Annotated in this window: 13 protein-coding genes; all 13 read right to left on the minus strand. The window is 43.2% G+C overall.

The features are described from left to right. Window positions 1-2: 2 nt before the first annotated feature. The 13 genes from FM107_RS11110 to FM107_RS11170 all read right to left on the minus strand — a co-directional run bounded on the left by FM107_RS11110 (window position 3) and on the right by FM107_RS11170 (window position 19657). Window positions 3-3293 (minus strand): TonB-dependent receptor, encoded by a 3291-nt coding sequence (locus FM107_RS11110; RefSeq protein ID WP_086948587.1) that lies wholly within the window; start codon window positions 3291-3293, stop codon window positions 3-5. Window positions 3294-3499: 206 nt separating this feature from the next. Next, window positions 3500-4720, minus strand: coding sequence for an exo-beta-N-acetylmuramidase NamZ domain-containing protein (locus FM107_RS11115; RefSeq protein WP_086948588.1), 1221 nt, complete (start codon window positions 4718-4720; stop codon window positions 3500-3502). A gap of 97 nt (window positions 4721-4817) precedes the next feature. Next, entirely contained in the window at window positions 4818-6593 is a 1776-nt protein-coding gene (locus FM107_RS11120; protein WP_218778964.1) for a SusD/RagB family nutrient-binding outer membrane lipoprotein, read from the minus strand. An 8-nt stretch (window positions 6594-6601) separates the two neighbouring features. After that, entirely contained in the window at window positions 6602-9817 is a 3216-nt protein-coding gene (locus tag FM107_RS11125; RefSeq protein ID WP_086948590.1) for a SusC/RagA family TonB-linked outer membrane protein, read from the minus strand. Window positions 9818-10030: 213 nt separating this feature from the next. Beyond that, window positions 10031-10678, minus strand: coding sequence for an N-acetylmuramoyl-L-alanine amidase (locus FM107_RS11130; protein ID WP_086948648.1), 648 nt, complete (start codon window positions 10676-10678; stop codon window positions 10031-10033). A gap of 83 nt (window positions 10679-10761) precedes the next feature. Then, window positions 10762-12423 (minus strand): glycoside hydrolase family 10 protein, encoded by a 1662-nt coding sequence (locus FM107_RS11135; RefSeq protein WP_086948591.1) that lies wholly within the window; start codon window positions 12421-12423, stop codon window positions 10762-10764. A gap of 72 nt (window positions 12424-12495) precedes the next feature. Then, the gene (gene nagA, locus FM107_RS11140; RefSeq protein WP_086948592.1) at window positions 12496-13611 is read right to left on the minus strand and encodes an N-acetylglucosamine-6-phosphate deacetylase; all 1116 of its coding nucleotides are present in this window, start codon (window positions 13609-13611) and stop codon (window positions 12496-12498) included. A gap of 81 nt (window positions 13612-13692) precedes the next feature. Next, window positions 13693-14205, minus strand: coding sequence for a hypothetical protein (locus FM107_RS11145; RefSeq protein ID WP_086948593.1), 513 nt, complete (start codon window positions 14203-14205; stop codon window positions 13693-13695). Between the two features lie 214 nt (window positions 14206-14419). After that, a complete protein-coding gene (locus FM107_RS11150) occupies window positions 14420-15199 on the minus strand; it encodes a tyrosine-protein phosphatase (protein WP_086948594.1) in 780 nt (259 codons plus the stop codon). Between the two features lie 100 nt (window positions 15200-15299). Then, the gene (locus FM107_RS11155; protein WP_086948595.1) at window positions 15300-16289 is read right to left on the minus strand and encodes a mannose-1-phosphate guanylyltransferase; all 990 of its coding nucleotides are present in this window, start codon (window positions 16287-16289) and stop codon (window positions 15300-15302) included. Window positions 16290-16293: 4 nt separating this feature from the next. Next, window positions 16294-16842 (minus strand): 3'-5' exonuclease, encoded by a 549-nt coding sequence (locus FM107_RS11160; protein WP_086948596.1) that lies wholly within the window; start codon window positions 16840-16842, stop codon window positions 16294-16296. Window positions 16843-17039: 197 nt separating this feature from the next. Further along, the gene (locus FM107_RS11165; RefSeq protein WP_086948597.1) at window positions 17040-17924 is read right to left on the minus strand and encodes a phosphodiester glycosidase family protein; all 885 of its coding nucleotides are present in this window, start codon (window positions 17922-17924) and stop codon (window positions 17040-17042) included. Window positions 17925-17947: 23 nt separating this feature from the next. Beyond that, window positions 17948-19657 carry a BACON domain-containing protein gene (locus FM107_RS11170; protein ID WP_086948598.1) on the minus strand — a complete coding sequence of 570 codons (1710 nt, stop codon included), beginning with the start codon at window positions 19655-19657 and terminating at the stop codon, window positions 17948-17950. Between the last annotated feature and the right edge of the window lie 2 nt (window positions 19658-19659).

The raw sequence follows: 19659 nt of genomic DNA on the forward strand, positions 1-19659 counted from the left end.
GTCTAAAAAGTTAATTGAAGTCCTAAGGAATATGTTCTACGATAAGGATAAGATCTACCGAAAGAGTTCTTATCGTTTTTATTATCTTCTGTATAATCTGTCTCCGGATCGATTGGAATATCTAAATTATCAAATTCAAATAAATTCTCGCCCGAGAAGAAAATACGGAACTTCGAAAGTTTTGCACGTTCGACAACAGCCGTTGGCAGTGTGTATCCAAAGCTCAAGTTTTTCAACCGTACATAAGACATATCCAAAAGATACCTGGTTTGTGGCATGTGGTTTAATGTGGCGTTACTTTGCCCTTGATCTGTCGGGCGGTAATAGAAAGCATCTGTATTGTCCGTGGACCAGTAGTCCATTTGATGTGCATACCATGCTTCTGCAGGTCTCCATCCCGGCACATTGGCAGCGCCACCAGCCCATACGTCGCGTTGACCGACTCCTTGAATAAAGAATCCTAGATCAAATCCTTTATAATTAAAGTCGGCTCTAAATCCATATTGATATCTCGGGTTTGAGTTCCCAATTAACTTCATGTCTCCCGAATTCTCTACCGTCCCGTCGCCGACACCGATCACGCCGTCACCATTGATATCCTGGTATTTAATATCTCCAGGACCATACTTGAACGTCGCTGTTTCATAGTATGATTGAGACGGTATACCATCAAGTAGTGTATAACTACCGTCCGCGTTGGCCGTAAAATCATCCGCTTGAAATAAGCGATCTGTTTGATAGCCCCATATCTCTCCGATAACTTTACCGGCGTAATTTGTTGACTCGCCGAGCGTGTTGATCTGCGCCTGACCATCATATTTGGTGATTGATTCTTTAAAATCAGATAACTGACCGCTCAAGCGCATACCTAAACCATTTTCAAATTGGTGGTTGTAAGCTAACTCAAGTTCCCAGCCATTAGTCTGCATTTCACCGTAGTTCCGCAGTGGCGAAGTCGCCCCAAAACTCGATGGCAACACGACACCACCTGTAATTAGATCAGACACCGTTCTTCTAAACCGATTGAAAGTAACGTTAAACTTGTTATTAAAAAATGCTGCGTCAACACCAATCTCTTTTGTTGTTACCGTCTCCCACGTTAATCCCTGTGAAACGATAGAAGGTGAAGTCATCGTATTTTGGTTTACCCCATCGATCACCCATCCCGATTCCGCTGGACTCAAAGTAGAAAGATATAACCCTGAAGGGACCGTCTGATTACCAACGCTACCCCACGATGCTCTAACTTTTAGAAAATCAAGATATGGTCTCGACCAATCCATAAATTCTTCTTTAGACACCACATACCCAAGGGATGCTGCAGGGAAAAAGCCCCAAACATTTGAAGAATTAAAACGCGATGATCCGTCATAACGTGCAAGAACCTCAAACAAGAACTTATCCGCATAATCGTAGTTCACACGTCCGAAGAAACCTAAGGTTGACCAGTGCGAAGCGGAAGAATTACCTGACATCGCACCAGTGGCCAATCCCAGTTGTGGGAAATCTTGATCCAATAGGCCTAGACGTTGCGACCATACCATATCATCTTTATAAAGCTCCGCGTTTGCACCCGCCATCACTTTAAAGTTATGGAGGTCATAGCTCTTATTATATGTTGCATACACATTACCCACATGCCTATCGGTTACCGTACGGTCTTTACGAGCGCGGTCATAGGTTGCGCCCGTGTAGGAAAGGTATTCAAAATCCGTTTTATTCCAAAAATCCCATCCGGTAACAGACCCGCCATTCTCATCGTAATTATTACTGTACTGCGAATAAGTATAATCTGCATCGATGGTAAGTCCAGGCATTATTGTCGCCGTTCCACCAAATGTGAAACGAGCCATATTTAAACGACGCTCGTTCATACTTGCTTGCTCCACGTCGGTTATGGCGTTACGCATTGGTAATCCATCAACAGTACCGTAAGGGTAGTTGCGCTGCCAACGGTATAGGTAGAACCATGGTTCATATACCGACCCGTTGTACGAAAATGGCTTATTCACCGTTGAGCTGGAATACAATACTTTTGCATAACCAGTTAACCAATCAGTAATGTCCGCATTCACGCCCAAATTGAAATTGTATCGGCTATATTTATCTTCGTTAACCTTCAATACACCCTTTTGCGATACCATCCCGAACCCGGCGTTGTAATTGATCTTATCCGATCCGCCCGTAATATTCAAGTTATGGTTCTGCTGCGGGGTAAGGTCCTTGATAAACATATCTTCGGCATCCCAGGTCCTATGAAAATATAAATAACCATCTTTCACCTCATAGTCACGACCTTCAATCATCTCTGGTCCTAAATCTTGTCCGCCATATTGCTGCTCCCATTCGGCCATTTTCTCAATCGCATAATCGTCGTAGCGTATACCAAGGTTATTGTACCCTGTCGATGAAGGATTGGCGCGCTGGAAAGCTAACAGCCCTGCTTGAGCACCTTCCGCACCGCCCGCAATTTCTAATGTCGTCGTCGGCGATTGGAGCGCGATATTGTTTGAATAATTTATAGCTGTCTTGGTGTTTCTTTTACCAGACTTAGTCTTGATAAGTATCACACCCCATGCCGCACGTGATCCATATATCGCCGCCGAAGCATCTTTTACGACACTCATCGTTTCGATATCAGTTGGATTGATCATCGCAAGACTAGGTACCTCAACACCGTCGACCAAGATGAGCGGAGATGCTCCTCCGGAAGTTTGCAGCGAACCGCTTACACCCCGTAAGCGAATTGTCGGATCACCACCAAGGTCACCACTAGGTGTAGATACCGAGAGCCCAGATACGGCACCTTGTAGCGCACGACCGGCATCTGTGATAGGACGGGTTTCAAATGTTTTTTCCGCATCAACCGTCGATACCGATCCTGTAATATTAGAACGTTTTTGCGAACCGTATCCCACGACAACAACTTCGTCCAACGTTGTGTCGCCCGCTTCCATCGTCACATCCAATTCGCTTCCGCTCACAACGGCTTCTTGATCAAGATACCCTAAGTAACTGAACCGTAATGTCGCACCTGCAGGCGCTTGTATCGTATAATTACCTTCGCTATTGGTGCTTGTAGAAATTGTACTTCCTACAACAGAAACTGTCACACCACGTATTGGTCCGTCCGCTCCCGTTACTTTTCCTTTAACAGCATTTTGTTGAATACCGTCTAATAGAAGAGTCGACGTTTCCGAAAGATGAGCTACATCTAGTAACGTCCTTTTGGCTACCGCATCGGTAGAGACAACCAATCCTAGAGCAACAGAAAACAGTAATGATTTTCTCATAGCTAGTTAGTTTGTTTTAATTAAAGATTGTACCATAAAATAGAGTTGTGCGTTTTTTCAAAAAATTAAAATCAATTAATGCTAAAAACCGCACTAATATCGTTAAAAATATGTTAAACAAAAGAAATTCATGCGTTTTTTAACAGCTTTTGCCGTAAAACAAAAAAAACACGCACGAGGCGTGTTTTTAAAAAATATCAAAAGAATTACTCGAAATCGGGATAAAGCAAATATTTGCTCCGCATAATTTTATATTCTTTCAAATCTTCCTGCCAAGTTTTACGAATTTCATCTTCTGTTTTCCCAGCTAGAATTTGTTTTCTTAACACATCGGTTCCCGCCAGTTTATCAAAAAACTCCGGACGCGCAAAGAATTCACTTTTATCCGGCATTTTATTATAAAAATCCAACACATATTTCAGCGTAAATTTCTCCGCATTAGCATTCAAATCACGAAGGTCTTCTCCATACATAGTCTCGCCTTTACCCTCGACATGCTTAACCATTCCTGATTTTTCTCCAGGAACAAATTCAAAATCACCATATACAGGGTCATTGTAGCCTACAACCTGGAATGGCCATTCGGTGCCGCGTCCAACTGAAATATCGGTCCCTTCAAACAAACATAATGAACCGTATAACCGGACAGAAAGATGATTCGGCAAACTTGGAGAGGGAACAACAGGAAGTTCGTACACCATGCTGTGATCCCATCCTTTAACAGGAATTACGGTTAATTTACACTCTTCACCACCATTTAACCATTTCTCACCATTGATCATTTTTGCAAGCTCCCCAACGGTGAGTCCATGAATCATCGCTATTTTATGGAAAGAGACATTAGACTTAAATTTATCGTCCTTGCGAACCGGGCCATCCACTTGGTCACCACACGGATTCGGACGGTCCAATACGATAAGCTGCTTATTATGTTTTACGCATAGATCCATCACCCGGTGCAACGAGGTGATATAAGTATAAAACCGTGCCCCCACATCCTGCAAATCGAAAATCATCACATCAATGGACTGTACGATAGAATCTTGCTTTTCATTTTTACCATATAAGGTATAGAGCGGAAGGCCGGTTTGCTCATCTACTTCATTACTCACCTTTTCACCACGTTCGACTTTCCCGCGAAACCCGTGCTCGGGAGCAAAAGCGAAACGCAAATCTACTTTCTCACGCACTAACACATCAACTAAGTGCTCTTTGTTTTGGCCAACCACAGATGTCTGGTTGCCCATCAGGCCTACTTTTTTACCTTTCAATAATGGCAAATATTCGGTAAGTTGATCCGCAGCTGTTTCAATGTGTATCGCTGAGTCTTGCGATTCCATGTTTGCATCTTCTTTCGCGCTCTTGGAGTTACCCGCACTGCAGGAACCCAATGTGAGTGTTAATAGGGTAAATACCTTCCAATTCATATTCTTGCGTTTTTAATTGTTAAACAAACATAAACAAGAAAAATGATTTAAAAAAATTCCCGAACAATTTGTTCGGGAATTTGAAGTTTTACACAGTTTACTCCGCTGAATCCCACCAAACCGGGAATGACCAAATATCGTCACTTGCTGCATTTGGATGCGATGCTTTAAAGTTCTCTGCATTATAGTTTATTTCGTGCGAAACCTGCATAATCCTTCTAAACTGCTTGCCGAGCGGAATTTTGGTTTGGGCCTGCGCAGTTCTGGTATATTCATAAGGAACCTCCCATCCCAAATACGACTCCGAACTGAAGTCATGCCTGCGCATGTCGTTCCAGTTTTGCTGCGAAAATGAAAGCGCGATAAACTTTTGCGTCATAATTTTACCCATAGTAAGATCTCCAACCGCGCCAATTCCTTTTTCTAAAAAGCGGTCTATTTTATCCTCGCTCATCGGCGATTTACTTGGATTTACATCTCCATAGGTCGCCAGTTTCGTATTCATCAAATCAATATGTGCTTTAATCCCCTCTTTGTACGCCGCGAAGGCGCCGGCTTTATCGCCCTTGCGCATCAAAACCTCTGCTTTAATGAAACACATCTCCGAATAAACCAACAGGTGCGTGGGTGCGTCCGGGCGTGAGTAAAACGTTCCAGAAGCCGCTACTGTTCCATCGTCCCATTTGAATATATCGGTTACATCTTTATTGTACCCAATGGAACTACTTCGAAAAGAAACATACACTGTATCACCCCAGCGCGCTTTATCGGCAGAATTTATATACCAACTGTGCGGCGCAATCGTGCGTCCATTATTGGTAATCGATTTGGAATCTGCATTATAGGCCGCGGCGATGGGTCCAGCAGTCATGCGAATATCCGAGCTCATATCGACTCCTTTTGAGCGTATAAACTTTTTAGGTGTTCCATATTCTGCCCATGGAATTAATTTATCCGCACGTGGATCTTCTACGCCGTAATTCGCGAAATTGGTCAAGATGTCTTCATACCACTTAGAGACACGGATATTACTGTTCATTCCAACATTGTCAAAAACAATAGAGGCCATTAACGGGTCGCCAAACAAAACATCACCAGTATTATCAGTAGCAATATCGACGTGATTAACCACCGTACTCTCGCCATTTGATAATGGTGCTTTTTCTAACGCCGCCAGGATTTCGTCTGGATTATAGCGATCCGATTTTTTAGATAAATTATTCAGCCACCGTGCTTTCAGGCCGTAACAAAGTTTCAACCATTTGTTAATGTCACCGCTATTCCAACTATCCCCTTCTGCTAAAGAGACCGCAGTAACCGGCTGCTCCATGTTAAAATAGATGATCGCGGAGTCAATATCGGCTAAACAGCCTTCAAAAATCGTTTTTCCATCATCGAATTTTGGCGTTATATCACCGGTAACCGCCTCGGTATATGGCATTTCTCCATACCAATCGGTCATCAGCATATAACCAACCGCTTTCATGACCTTAGCTGCGCCCAGGTAATGATAGGCCTGTTCTTGCTGAGCTCGCTTTTCTAGATCCCCAATATTAGAGGCTGCCGTAACAAAGAAAAATTGGTAGGGCGTAGTGGAGATACCCGCTATAGGATTCCATCCAGCCACCATGCTTTGCGACGCAGTACTATTGACAAACGAAAGCTGCTGCGTGATATAACCCGCTCTAGCGCCAGCCGTTCCTAAAGCATATAACACATGATGTTGTATCCATGGCAATCGGCTATTGATCGTTGCGACTTCGGCAGATGGGTTACTCGGATCTACATTCACATCGAGCCAGCTTTCCTTACAGGAGGAAAACGACAAGGCAATGCAGCATATATATAAGATATTTTTTATTCCTTTCATCATTCAAAGATTTAAAATTTAACATTCAGACCAAACGAAACGCCTGCAGTAGCAGGCACACCATTATAATCAATTCCAACGGAACTCGAACCAATAACGCCGGAGCCAGCTGCCGAAGTTTCAGGATCCATTCCTTTATAATTCGTTAACAGCCACAAGTTCGTTCCGGTAAGTGTCGCTGTCAATCCTTTAATGGCTTTGGATAGGCTTGCCGATTTCAACAATTCACTTGAGAAATCATACGACAAGGAAACCGAGCGCAAACGCAACCAATTTGTATTAGTCATAAAATTAGCGCTCTCCCGGGCGTAATAATCCGACCAATAATCTTGAATGATCTTACGACCACTTGTTGATACCCCTTTGATATCATACATCTGATCGGCCTCAAACGTAAACGTCTTATTCTCATAAATCGGATCCTCTGCAGTACCACCATTTTGAACAGCCCCGTCCAATGTAAGTACATCCCTTTCCATCGAGCGTTTACTCATCCCCTTTCCAGTCATATAATAATCGGTTCCATTGTAAATATCACCTCCTATTCTAAAATCAAACAGGAATGAAAGATTAAGATTTTTGTATTGAATACTGTTGTTAAAGCCTCCAGATAGCTTAGGTTCGCGATTACCGATTGCATAGGTTGTCGCATTATCGCTTGTCGGCATACCTGTATCGGCATCCAGCACAACTGTTCCGTCTGGCGTACGTGTCCATTTCGACCCCGATATAGCCATGAAGTCGCCACCGTTAAATGATGCAGCCTTCGCATTACCCACCTGCACGTCTGTTACATACAATACATCCAAGCCCTGGATGAGGTTATCCACTCGCCCTTTGTTCCGCGACATATTAATACTTGATTCCCAAACCAAGCCTTCTTTAACAATAGGCTTCCCGGTTAAAGAAAGCTCCATTCCCTTGTTATAGATATCTCCTCCGTTAACCGACATAAAGATATACCCAGTAGACTGTCCAGTTCTAGGAGACAGAATTTGATTGTATGAATTGTTGGTGTAATAAGCATAGTCGACACCCAATCTACCTCCAAAAAAGCGCAGTTCAGCACCAATTTCAAACGAATTTGTATTTTCTGGTTTCAGCACCGGATTTCCCTTTTGCCAATTATTTCCAGTCCCAATCAATCCGCCTAAGAACTCTCGTGAAGGCCACAGGTATGTATTTGTAACATATGGACTCGCATCCTTACCAACTCGTGCCCATGAAGCCCGAAGTTTACCGAAATTTAACCAGTTGAAACTCTCGTTATCTTTTAGAAGTTCAGTGAATACGAAACTACCACCAACCGACGGATAGAAGTACGATCTATTAGCTACCGGAAGCGTTGAAGTCCAGTCGTTACGGCCGGTAACATTCAAAAACAACATATCCTTGTACGAGCCCCGGAGTTCCCCATAAAGCCCAAATAGTCGTCTATCCGTATTTACAACGCGTAACTGTTCGTTGGCATCAATGATATTCTCGAAGCTGTAAAAATTTTCAACAGCGAAATCATACCCTACGCGACCATTCGTTGTCGTCGTGGTTTGTTCAGAGAAAAAACCGACCAGCGCACCGAAATCGAAATCACCGACTTTCTTATTGAAGTTCGACATCAGGTTTGAGGACCAATAATTGAATTTTACGTCGCTCTCGGACATCATACCATTTTGCCAGATATCTTTTACGGCGCCCTGCTCACCAATGATCGTTGAATTTTGCGTCAGATAGCTATCGGTACCCAACCGGTAAGAAACGTTCCACCAGTCGAACAGGTCAACATTCGCATTGATATTTCCGGTGAACCGCTCTGTCTTGTCCCCCAAAGTATTTCTGTTTAATATCCAATATGGATTCTCTACGTCATCCTTCAATTCTTGTAGACCATCGAACATCCGATATTTAGAACCATCCTCATTGAGGTATTTCCTCATATCGTCATTACGCGACCACCCGTAGGTGGAATTCATTGCTCCGGTTCCGCCGGAGTCATAAAGCCCTGCCGAGGTTAGCGTTTTATCGGTATTTGCACGTGAATACGCGACATTTGCACCAACGGTTAATTTACCGTATTTCTGATCACCGTTGAAACGGAACGTCGTCTTATCAAAACCGGTAGTTGGTACGATACCTTTCTGATCAAAGCGCGAAGCGGAAACATAAAAGGATCCATTTTTACTTCCTCCCGATAGACTCACGTTATTATCAAATGACGACGAATTCTGGAAGAAATCCTCGATGTTATTATACATCGTTTCCCCTTGAGCAAACGCTTCTCCCCAAGAATCGGTCGTATAGGTGTCTAGCACGCCCGCCGAGTTATACATACCTCGTTTAAATCTATCTTGCTGCTCTGGCAAGCGGTTAACCCAATTTGTCGAAGCGCGTGATGAAAAGCTAATCACTGCGCTTCCCTCCTTCCCTCTTTTGGTGGTAATTATAACCGCTCCCGCCGCAGCACGAGATCCATAAAGAGCCGCAGCTGCCGGTCCTTTGAGCACCGATACATTTTCGATATCCTCTGGGTTCACATCCATAATACGGTTGGCATTTGTCGTGGCAGTTGCCTGCGCACCATCAAAAGCACTGTTTCCCCCGATAACCGTCGAGTTATCGTAAATTACCCCATCGACCACAAAAAGTGGTTGGTTATCGCGCTCTAAGGATGTTCCTCCCCGTAGAATAATCTGACTACCGGCCCCCGCCGCACCAGAGGTTTGCGTGACATTTACCCCTGCAATTTTACCTGCCAAGGAGTTAATGACATTCGGGCTTTTATTTTTCATAAGTTCGGCCGCTCCGATATCTTGCGCAGCGTATCCTAATGCTTTTTTTTCGCGTTTGATCCCCATAGCCGTAACGATTACTTCGTCTAATGCCTGATCATCGGCAACGAGAGCAACCTTCAGATGCGTAGCGGAAGCAACAATATCCTGCGATACATACCCTACCGCAGAAAACCGTAATGTACTTCCGCGCGCCGCGGCGATAGAAAAAACACCGTTTTGATCAGTTTGCGTAACCGTGGTGCTGCCCACCACCATGACTGTCACGCCAGCGACAGATCCGGATACAGAGGAAACGGTTCCGGTGATTTGGTTTTGATTAAATACTCCGGTCTTGTTCAGTGCGGGATACGATTTCCTTGCGTGAGCAGCGACATGATCTGCAAAGGAAGTTTGTACCACACAACCCAAAGCTACAGAGAGTAGTAAAGCTTTTCTCATAATAGAAGTGTTAGTATTAATTCATAAAAAGGCAAGCTCGTTTGTCTTTCCGAGAACAATAGTAAACTATTTTTAGGAATTGTGCAATATTTTGCAACAGTAGTTGATCAATATCGCACAAAAACACAGATAATTTTCAACAAACACGAACATTGAGTCAGAAAAACAGAAGAAAGCCTGCAAAAAGAAAGAACATAGCTAACAGAGATGGAATTACTTATTCAAACGCTGTGTTAAATCACCTTGCATACCTAATTTTAATCGCAACTGACTCATAAAAGCCTCACCAGGATCAATTTTACTGGTTAAATAGTTGGGATCCGTTTCTTTCCACCAATTCGTTCCTCGGAAAGTTTGATATTCGTGATGACCGATCACAAACTCGATCGGATATTCAGCCATCAGATATTTGATTAGCGCTGTATTGGCCTCGAGCTGCGCTTCAGTGAGTGGATACCGAGCGGATCCAATGTTCTCGATACCAATGGCACAATAATTAAGTCCAATGGTATGCCGTGCGAAAGTGGTTTCAGGTAGCAATTGAAAAATCGTTCCATCCCTCCCGACAACAAACTGCGAGGAGACATTAAGGGAACTAGCCTTTTTTAAGTGGGGTCGTGCAGGTAGCTCTACGAAATTGAAAACATCTATAGTTTTCTCGACCGACATTACTGCGGTCCAGTGCACGACCACAATTTTCGGGATGATGGTGGCTGCAGTTGCAATGATGCCGTGCCGTTGCTGCAAATATTCAATCGATAACTGCTCGCGGTGATTATCCCATTTAATTAGACGCTGGACAATAGGAGGCCTTTCTTGGGTAACGCCCGAGAGTGGCATTACCCCAAAAAGAAAAATCATTAATATAATCCCTACAAAAATCCGCATACAACGAAAGTACCTAAAAATTTCAGGCCGTTTTGTAAAGAATTAGTTATAGAATATTACTGGATTTTTTTTGCGATGTATTCGCTTTCGTTGCTTAATCGATCAACAGCCTTAACCGCGATTACCTTAAGTGGCTTTCCATTCTTTTCGATAGGGAAGCTTTTTTCCGACGCATTGCCATCCAATATTTCATATTCCCAATTATCCCCATATTGTGCATAGGCGATCCAATGAAACACTTGCTCGGGCTGCTTATGAAGCCATTTGGCAAACACACTCCCGGGTTTCTTGGTCAAAAGTAGGGAAGGCTGTAACAGTGGATTGGCCGACAACCATGTGCTGCGAGGCACCAGCGCTTTGCTATGGTATGGACCATTTTTAATCGCCTTTAGCATATTCGCATTGCCGGTTAAACCTGCCATACTCCAGTGTATAACACCTGCACTATTTGGCACAATCTCACGCGTGGCATTAATTTGGTTTACGATCTCTTGTGGTCTATTCGAGGACTTCACGGCTACCGTATTGAGTCCTGGCCACAAATGCCGCTTAAAGGTGTTCTCCGATTCCCACCATTTCAACAGGGACGTAAAACTTTGTCGTTGCGGCTGAATCGGCCAATAAAGCTGAGGAGTAAAGTAATCCACCCAGCCTTTATTCAACCATAATTTTGCATCGGCATAAAGCTCGTCGTATTGCGAAGAGCCTGTAATGCCCGCTGGATACCCCGGCTTCCATATACCGAAGGGACTTATTCCGAACTTAACGTAATTTTTTTCTGCTTTAATCGCCTTGTATACGCGCTCGATAAACCGGTTTACATTATCACGGCGCCAGTCGGCTCGCGCTAGCTTTCCGTCTGTACGTTGGTAAGCTGCCCACGATTTTGCGTCCGGAAAGTCCGCGCCGCCATTATAACTCGCGTAAGGGTAGAAATAGTCATCAAAATGAACTCCATCAATATCGTAACGCTTAACGATATCGGCGACGACCTTCGCCGAATGGTCTTGTGTTTTTGGGTTTGCCGGATCGAACCAATACATCCCGTTGCGCAAGCGTACAACCATATCAGGTTCCTTCTTTACGATCGACTCACTGGTGACCGCTCCCCCCGATGAATGGTGAGCCCGGTAGGGGTTAAGCCATACGTGAAGCTCCAGGCCTCTTTTATGGGCTTCTTCGACCCAAAACTCCAAAGGATCATAATAAGGAGATGGACGCTTTCCGATTTGGCCGGTTAAAAAATAAGACCACGGCTCGTAAGGGCTATCGTATAATGCGTCACCCGAAGGACGCACCTGAAATATAACAGCGTTAAAATTGTTAGCTTTTAACAGATCCAACAACTTGATCGCCTCTCGCTTCTGCGATTCTGTCGAATAATCGCCTCTTTTTGGCCAATTTATATTGGCGACCGTCGCAACCCATGCGCCACGAAACTCACGCGAAACTGCCGGCAGTGTTACTTTCAGTGGCGGAGCAACGACTTCCTTCTTTTCAGGAACAGTCGTCTTGGACACGCCCGTAGGGATAGTGGTGACTTTATTGGGTCGGACGCTATCCGCAGCTTCCTCTGCTGTATCCGTTTCCACCATCTCCACAGCGGGAGACTTCAATTCTTTACCAGACTTTTTATGCTTACGTGAAGCGCAAGAGTTCAATAACACAGAAGCTAGCAGCAGAAAAAATGCTACGGCTTCGATCGGCTTTATGTTCATAGTTTGCAAAACTACACTTTTTAGATATACATCCACAAACACTGCGACAAATAATCGTGCTCTATGCGTAAATTACACCACCCGCTCACCTTGGAAATAAACGGAGTTAATACGAAAATCGTGATCAAATACAACAACATTTGCCCACGAGCCGGAATTAAAATTACCTATATCAGTCCTACCAATCACATCCGCTGGATAGACAGTTGCCATTCGTAAGGCCTCGTCAAGGGAAATACCTGCGTGATTAACACAATTTGCGACCGCCTGGAGAAGTGAGAGTGCCGACCCACTAAGGGTACCGTCAGGCAACACATAATGATCGTCTTTGAATACGTGCTGATAGATACCTTTATCACACCTAGCAACCGCATCGCTAATCAAAAATAATCTATCGCCCAAAAGTTTCTTACTCAAGCGGACTGCCGTATAATCGACATGAATGCCGTCGACAATGATTGAAGCGCGAGCCGATGGATGCGAGAAAATAGCCCCGGGAAGCCCGGTGTCGCGGTGATGAAATGGAGACATCGCATTCCAAAGGTGTGTCGAGGTTGTGATTCCCCGATCGAACCCAAGCATCGCTTGCTTAAAAGAGGCAGCGCTATGCCCCGCACTCAGCACAACATCATGTTCCAGCAAATAACGAATACTTTCAATGTGCATTAATTCGGGTGCGACGGTCATCATTTTTACCACCTCACCCCCCCCCCTGAGCAGTCTTTTGATGCGATCTATGGTGCCTTCTACGATGAGTTCCCCAGGGTGTGCCCCACGCTTGTGTATATTTAAAAACGGTCCTTCAAGATGCAGCCCTAAGGCCACCTTGGGGTTAGCGTTTGCGAACACCTGAACTGCCTGCTCGAACACTTCCAGGGTATTTGTCGCCAGTGTTAGCATAAACGAGGTACAGCCCTGCGCAAGTAAATTCTGTTCAATGCGTCCAATAGCAGATCGGTGAATATCCGCGGAGAATAAATCATCGCCCGTACCGTATATCTGGAGATCAATTAATCCGGGACTAATATAAGCTCCTTCCACATCTTGCTTAACGTATCCCGCAGGAATATCTGAAAGGGCAACTATTCCACAAACTTTTTCATCCGCGAGCAATAGAGCTTGATTGTTCACAAGGGATTGCCCGTTAAAAATCACCCCATTAACAAGTGCAATATTTTTTGTTGTCATATTTTTCTCTCTATGAAGTTAAAGGTTATCTTTGATATACGCCCTGCGCTAAAGAAAACGCTTCCTATTTTCTGGCCTGTATCAGTCAACGCGCAATCCTAAGTCTGCAGCAAAAGAGGTTTGAGGAAGGTTGATAGTTTGCACATCTAACATAAAGGTGGCTTTAACACGAGCACGTTGATTATCTTTAAGCACCACGTAGCCTTTAAGATCAAGACGTACACGTTTATTCTGCAACAGATGCAAATGTTTACGACCTATATAAAGGGCCACCGAAAGCTTTTGTCCTAACGAACCTTGCGCATCCAAGTACAACTTATCGAAATTACGGATATGGAATTCTTTGACAGAAAACCGCACACTAGTGATAAGCACACCTTTGGCATCCCGCTTGCTTTCAAGCATCTCTAACAATAACGAGCCCCGAAGTAGGTGGTCTTGCTTATGCTCGGACTGACCCCATTGCAAAGACGGATTTAGCGAAAAATATTTCTTAAATCGAATGCTAGGTATGACGCTGCCGAATAAATACCAAAGGCCAAGAACGACTAGTATACTACAAATAGCGATTAAATATAAAGATAATGTTGTCATAATAATTTTGGAACAGCTATAATTTCAAAACGGCAGGGCTGCTACCAACACTATTAACGACTCATCAGAGAGAATAGTATCAATTTATGATAACTTGACCTAAAATTAATATCAAAAAAATATGGGAAAGCACACAAAGATCGCGGATCCAACTAATTTTGAATGAACTCTTTACACGATATCCATTCAAAATTATCAGATTGCTTCAGACAGTTTATATGGCCAGTTTCTGGCTATCATCGAAGATAGTGGCATTTTTTATAGGGTTATCTTTCAATAACCCCAAAATATCGTATTTTGCTGTAACCTGTTTTAAGGCATTTAAATGTTTTTCGTGGTGCATATCGGTACCCACTAAATCATACATTCCGGACTTCACTAACGTTAATGCCGCTGATTTAACATGCTCGCCATAATACCTTGAAATCGATAAAAGATTTAATTGAAGCATACAGCCTGCATCTTTGATTTCTTTATATACTTTAAAATTCTGATGATAATAGTTATAACGTTCTGGGTGCGCTAGTATCGGTTGATATCCCTTCTCTTGCACATCTTTAATAATCTGAAATAACGCCTTGGATTCGGCTAAATAGGACATCTCAATGAGCATATGTCGATTGGGCAACGGACACAAGTCGTCATTTTGAACCAATATGTCCAAATGATCGTCAACCATATATTCGGCCGAATAATGCAGGTCGAATTTTATATTCTGAGCCTCTAACGCAGCTTTGAGTTTCAAATACGCTTCGCGAATAGTTTTAGGTGTATTATTATGCACTCCGTGCATAACGTGGGGCGTTGCAACACACTTATTTATACCTAATTCCTGTAGGCCACGAACAAGTTTTAGAGAGTCCTCAATACTTTTACTTCCATCGTCGATCCCAGGAAGGATGTGATTGTGCATATCATATCCAACCCAAGTAAGCTTACCCCCGGTAGACGTATCTTGTTTTTCCCTCTTAAATAATTTACTCCAAAATGACATTTTTTTTAATCTAAGTTAATTCGGTGTGAATTGAATTGCAATATTACTTCGATTTACCTATAAAATCAAACGAAAATTGTAAACAAAACGCTACTTATCCTCAAATTAATATAGAACCCTCCTTTTCAAGCTGTTCATAAACATTCTTAACTTCTTGAGCATAAGACTTGTTCATTATTAAAACTGCATCATCTGTATTAACAAAAACACAATCTGAAAGTCCTAAAAAAATTGTTCTTTTACTTTCTCCTATTGCAATATTCCCATTTTCGTCCTTGGGGTGCCCCTTGTCCACTAAATAGTCGTATAAAGAATCAAACGATCCCATATCGGACCATTGAAAAAACGAAGGAACAACTTTTATTTTATCGCTTCGCTCCATAATCGCGTAATCTACACTTTTAGAAGGGATCTTCACCGACAGCTCTTCATCTAAAATGCCGGAAGCAGATGACTCAAAAGCTGCTTTTGCTGCCAGAAAGAGTTTTGGATCGAATCGCTCTAACTCACTTAAGTACGCCGATGACTTAAAGCAAAAAATCCCCGAGTTCCATAAAAAGTTTCCGCTTTTTAGAAAGTCCTTAGCTGTTTCAAAATTTGGCTTTTCACGGAAAGATACTACATCATTGCCGATCGATTCGATATAACCATAACCTGTTTCCGGCCGAATTGGATTAATTCCAAAAGTCACTAAATTTCCTTCTTTAGCAAATTCCACTCCTCTTTTTATGGCCTGTAAATACTGCTCTTCTCCTTCAATTAAATGATCTGATGGGGTAACGATCAAAATGTCTTCCGGATCAACAGAAAGAGCTGCAAATGCAATCGCTGCGGCCGTATTTCTTGGAACACTTTCTACGATGATTTCGTGATTAACATGTTTCAATTCTTCTTTTGCAAGGTCAATGTTTTTCACCGAGCCAACTAACACAACATCGTCGCAAACGCGCTGATTGCGTTCAATGGTCAATCCAAATAGGGATTTGTTATTGAACATTGGTAAATATTGCTTAGGCTTTGACTTTCTTGACAAAGGCCACAATCTGGAACCTACTCCTCCAGATAATATTACATTTATAATTTTTCCCATAAAACTAGCTCGCCACTTGTCCCTCAATTGGGAAATGCCTTTCAACTAAATCTTTTGTCACTTTATCTTGATTCATAAACAATTGTGCGCTCGCTTTAGCGTCGGATAATGGATCATGATGATTTAACTCGATCCCCATTATATTACAACAAATACTCAGTTTTGTTTTCTTAAATCCTTTTGCACGATAAATTTTACTCGTACACTCCCAAATTGGAGGAAGATTTAGCTCCTTATAATCCAATCCGAATAAGTTCATCGTTTTCATCAGCACTTCGCGGTCAAACTTCTCATTATGAGCGACCATTTTAGCTCCGGTTAAATAACCCTGAATTTCGGGAAACAATTCAAGAAAGGTAGGGGCGGAAAAAGTATCCTTCGGCTTTAGCCCATGTACACGGGTTGTTTGCCACATATACTCATTTTTCGGTGGCCGCACTAAACTATGAAACTGCTTAATAATTACATCATCTTCCACTTTTACAATTCCCACAGCACATACACTCGTATAAGCTGCCGTGGCTAGTTCAAAATCAATTGCTGTAAAAGTCATGTTATTGTTTTTACACAAATATAAGTTATTTTTAACAAACAATTCCCGCGCGCCAAGATATTGGTGTGCGGGAATTGTTACCCGTCGTGACTTAAATTTCCGATCGTGCCCTTCGCGTGCGAAAAAAATTGCTTATTTATATAAATATGTCGCCTAAATCATCTTTTAGACTGCATAAACGATGTTCCAAAAATCACCTATTTGATCGTAAAAACGGTTGCAACGCCGCGCTCACCATCATGATCAAACAACTTATTGTCCGAGGGGTGATTAACGATTCCCATCCCTTTAACCCACGCGGTCGTCGATCCCCCGCCATCCATGTTCATTGCGAAGCGGCACCCCAAAGCTTTCATGAGTTCGGCTAGTTGCGGAGTGGTTAAGCCTTGCGACTGGGATGAGCGGCCATCAATCGCCAACACAATTAAATGATTTTCATCTGTCAGGCCTACGACCGTTCTTGGATGCCTGTTGGTATTGAAAGCTTGGTCCATTTGCTCAATGATCTCTCCATTAAATATCAATAATGGCCCACCGGCCAGCACATAGCTTGCATCTAAAGCGGTCCATCCGGCCGCCGGCCTTTTTTCGATAGACACTTTGCCGCTCGCCGAAATCGCTAAAGCAGAATTTTCCCGGTAGCTGGTGAATCCTACTTTAGTTTGTGTTATAACTTTCCCAGCGTGCTTAAAGAATACAGTAGAGCCACCGACAGAGGTGTCAAAATAACTACCGTTGAACGCCAGAGTCGCATTTCCCTTTTCTGCTGCCTCACTCGTTTTTAAAAACCCCGAGCTAACGTGTGGAATATCAATCTTAATATCCGATTGGTTCAAATCCACATCGAACATATTAACGTATTGCCGGGAATCGAATATTTTATCAAATTGATATTTCTTCCAAATCATCCCCGACGACACTGTTTGGGTCTCCCATTCCGTTTTTTGCAGCAAATCTGCCAGCGACTGTGTATCATCAGTATTCTCGATAACGTGAGGGAGCTGCTGCCCTTGCAATTCATAATCTTCACAAGCGCCTAATACCATTAGGAAGCAGAGCGCTACATATATAATTCTCTTCATTTCAATTTAGTTTTGATTGTCTATTATTCCACTATTGCACCAATTATTGTTTTTCCGTTCCGAGAGCTTCCTTTGTAATCACCTTCAACATCCTCGCTTAACTCAGGGTCATATTGTTGTGCCACCTCCTTTAAACTCGACGCATTCATCCCGTGACTTAGCGCTGGGTTATCACTTCCGATCGGTAAAAATGAAGAATTAAGCATATTATCAGGATTAAAGGTTGCTCCGGAAATGATAGCATTAGAAACATCGTATGTACGCGCGCCGATAATACTGGCCTTATAGATTGGAGCTGTCGCATCTGTTTCGTATACGTCAACATCGGAACTTCCCGATGCCTGCTCATTCCCTGAGATGATGGAATTGATTACCGTTAGTTTATTCGTATTCTGCCGCCGGTAAATGCCACCTCCGGGGCCGGAAATATGATTCTGGGTTATCGTTGAACTAATAATATGGGCCTCACAATTATCGTAGAGCATTACCCCCCCACCCCCATTTGGAGAAGTGCTTTTATTTCCATTTATTAAGCAGTTAACTAAATAGGTTTTGGATTTCCCTCGGGCATAAACCGCCGCTCCATAGGACGTCCCACTGTTACTACTTACTGAAGAATTATACATGTAGAGCAAGGAGTTTGGGAATGCGTGCACACCCGCCGCAGTGCCTCTTGCATAGTTATTATCGAACGTCGAATTAAAAATATACGCTTTTGATTCGTCGACCCAAAGACCACCGCCATTTGCGTCGCTCCTATTGCGATCAACATGTGAGTCATAAATATAAAGTTCGCTTGCGGACAATGCATAAATTCCTGCAGCATACCCCGATACTCCGCGCACATTGGACGTCTTATTTTCAACGACGTTAACTTCACGAAGAATCGCACGCGCTCCGCTAATGACGATTCCTGCACCTTTACCTCGGCTAATTTCCTTTCCAGCTACTTTTATTGTCGTGTTTCGGTCCGAACCATTACCATCGCGAATCGTAATCCCCTGAAGCTCCACTTGTTCCTGATCAGCCAGCGGCGCGGTAATCGCAACTACGTGAAATGATGCTGCACCCGAGGGCAACTTCCCGGAGAATACTGTTTGATAAGATCGTGCATCCGGGACACTACCTTCTTCAGCATCCGTAGGATATCCCCCGATTAGTTTTATATTTTTATCGATTTCAATCGTACGATCGCCGTCCTCAGCGGCATCACCTCCGGAAATAGTTTTACTGGGCGTATAAGTTCCCTGGGTTAAGTGGATCACACTACCACTAGTTGCTTGGGCAAGTGCGTTATCCAAAGTCGTAGCGGCTTCCCACGAACGGCCGTCCCCCTCTCCTCCGGGTTTCACAAAAAACACGCTGATTGTACCGGCTTCTTGCACAACCAATATTTCCCGGTTTAGTTCCTCATTAATATACACTTGGATAACCCCCGTACGCTCCTCAAATTCATTTTTAGAAACTTTAAAGGACACTTTTTGTTTCCCTTTTTCTCCTTGCGACTGTTGGAATTGAATCCAATCAACATCCGCAGACACCGCGTATGTCACATTGGTCAACAAATCAAAAGAATAATCCGCATCCTTATTGGAAACTTCCATATAATCAGTTCCCACCATTAATACATCTTCAAGATCTTTACTGTCTTTAGAACAGCTCAACAGCATCATTACGCTAGCACACAGAAGTACTAGCATATATTTGAAACTGCTTATATATTTTACAGTCATGA

This window comes from Sphingobacterium sp. JB170, assembly GCF_900163865.1.
Classification (GTDB): Bacteria; Bacteroidota; Bacteroidia; order Sphingobacteriales; family Sphingobacteriaceae; genus Sphingobacterium.

Coding starts and splice junctions, on each gene's coding strand:
- FM107_RS11110 (WP_086948587.1), bottom strand. CDS start 3,293: ATGAGAAAATCATTACTGTTTTCTGTTGCTCTAGGATTGGTTGTCTCT.
- FM107_RS11115 (WP_086948588.1), bottom strand. CDS start 4,720: ATGAATTGGAAGGTATTTACCCTATTAACACTCACATTGGGTTCCTGC.
- FM107_RS11120 (WP_218778964.1), bottom strand. CDS start 6,593: ATGATGAAAGGAATAAAAAATATCTTATATATATGCTGCATTGCCTTG.
- FM107_RS11125 (WP_086948590.1), bottom strand. CDS start 9,817: ATGAGAAAAGCTTTACTACTCTCTGTAGCTTTGGGTTGTGTGGTACAA.
- FM107_RS11130 (WP_086948648.1), bottom strand. CDS start 10,678: ATGATTTTTCTTTTTGGGGTAATGCCACTCTCGGGCGTTACCCAAGAA.
- FM107_RS11135 (WP_086948591.1), bottom strand. CDS start 12,423: ATGAACATAAAGCCGATCGAAGCCGTAGCATTTTTTCTGCTGCTAGCT.
- nagA (WP_086948592.1), bottom strand. CDS start 13,611: ATGACAACAAAAAATATTGCACTTGTTAATGGGGTGATTTTTAACGGG.
- FM107_RS11145 (WP_086948593.1), bottom strand. CDS start 14,205: ATGACAACATTATCTTTATATTTAATCGCTATTTGTAGTATACTAGTC.
- FM107_RS11150 (WP_086948594.1), bottom strand. CDS start 15,199: ATGTCATTTTGGAGTAAATTATTTAAGAGGGAAAAACAAGATACGTCT.
- FM107_RS11155 (WP_086948595.1), bottom strand. CDS start 16,289: ATGGGAAAAATTATAAATGTAATATTATCTGGAGGAGTAGGTTCCAGA.
- FM107_RS11160 (WP_086948596.1), bottom strand. CDS start 16,842: ATGACTTTTACAGCAATTGATTTTGAACTAGCCACGGCAGCTTATACG.
- FM107_RS11165 (WP_086948597.1), bottom strand. CDS start 17,924: ATGAAGAGAATTATATATGTAGCGCTCTGCTTCCTAATGGTATTAGGC.
- FM107_RS11170 (WP_086948598.1), bottom strand. CDS start 19,657: ATGACTGTAAAATATATAAGCAGTTTCAAATATATGCTAGTACTTCTG.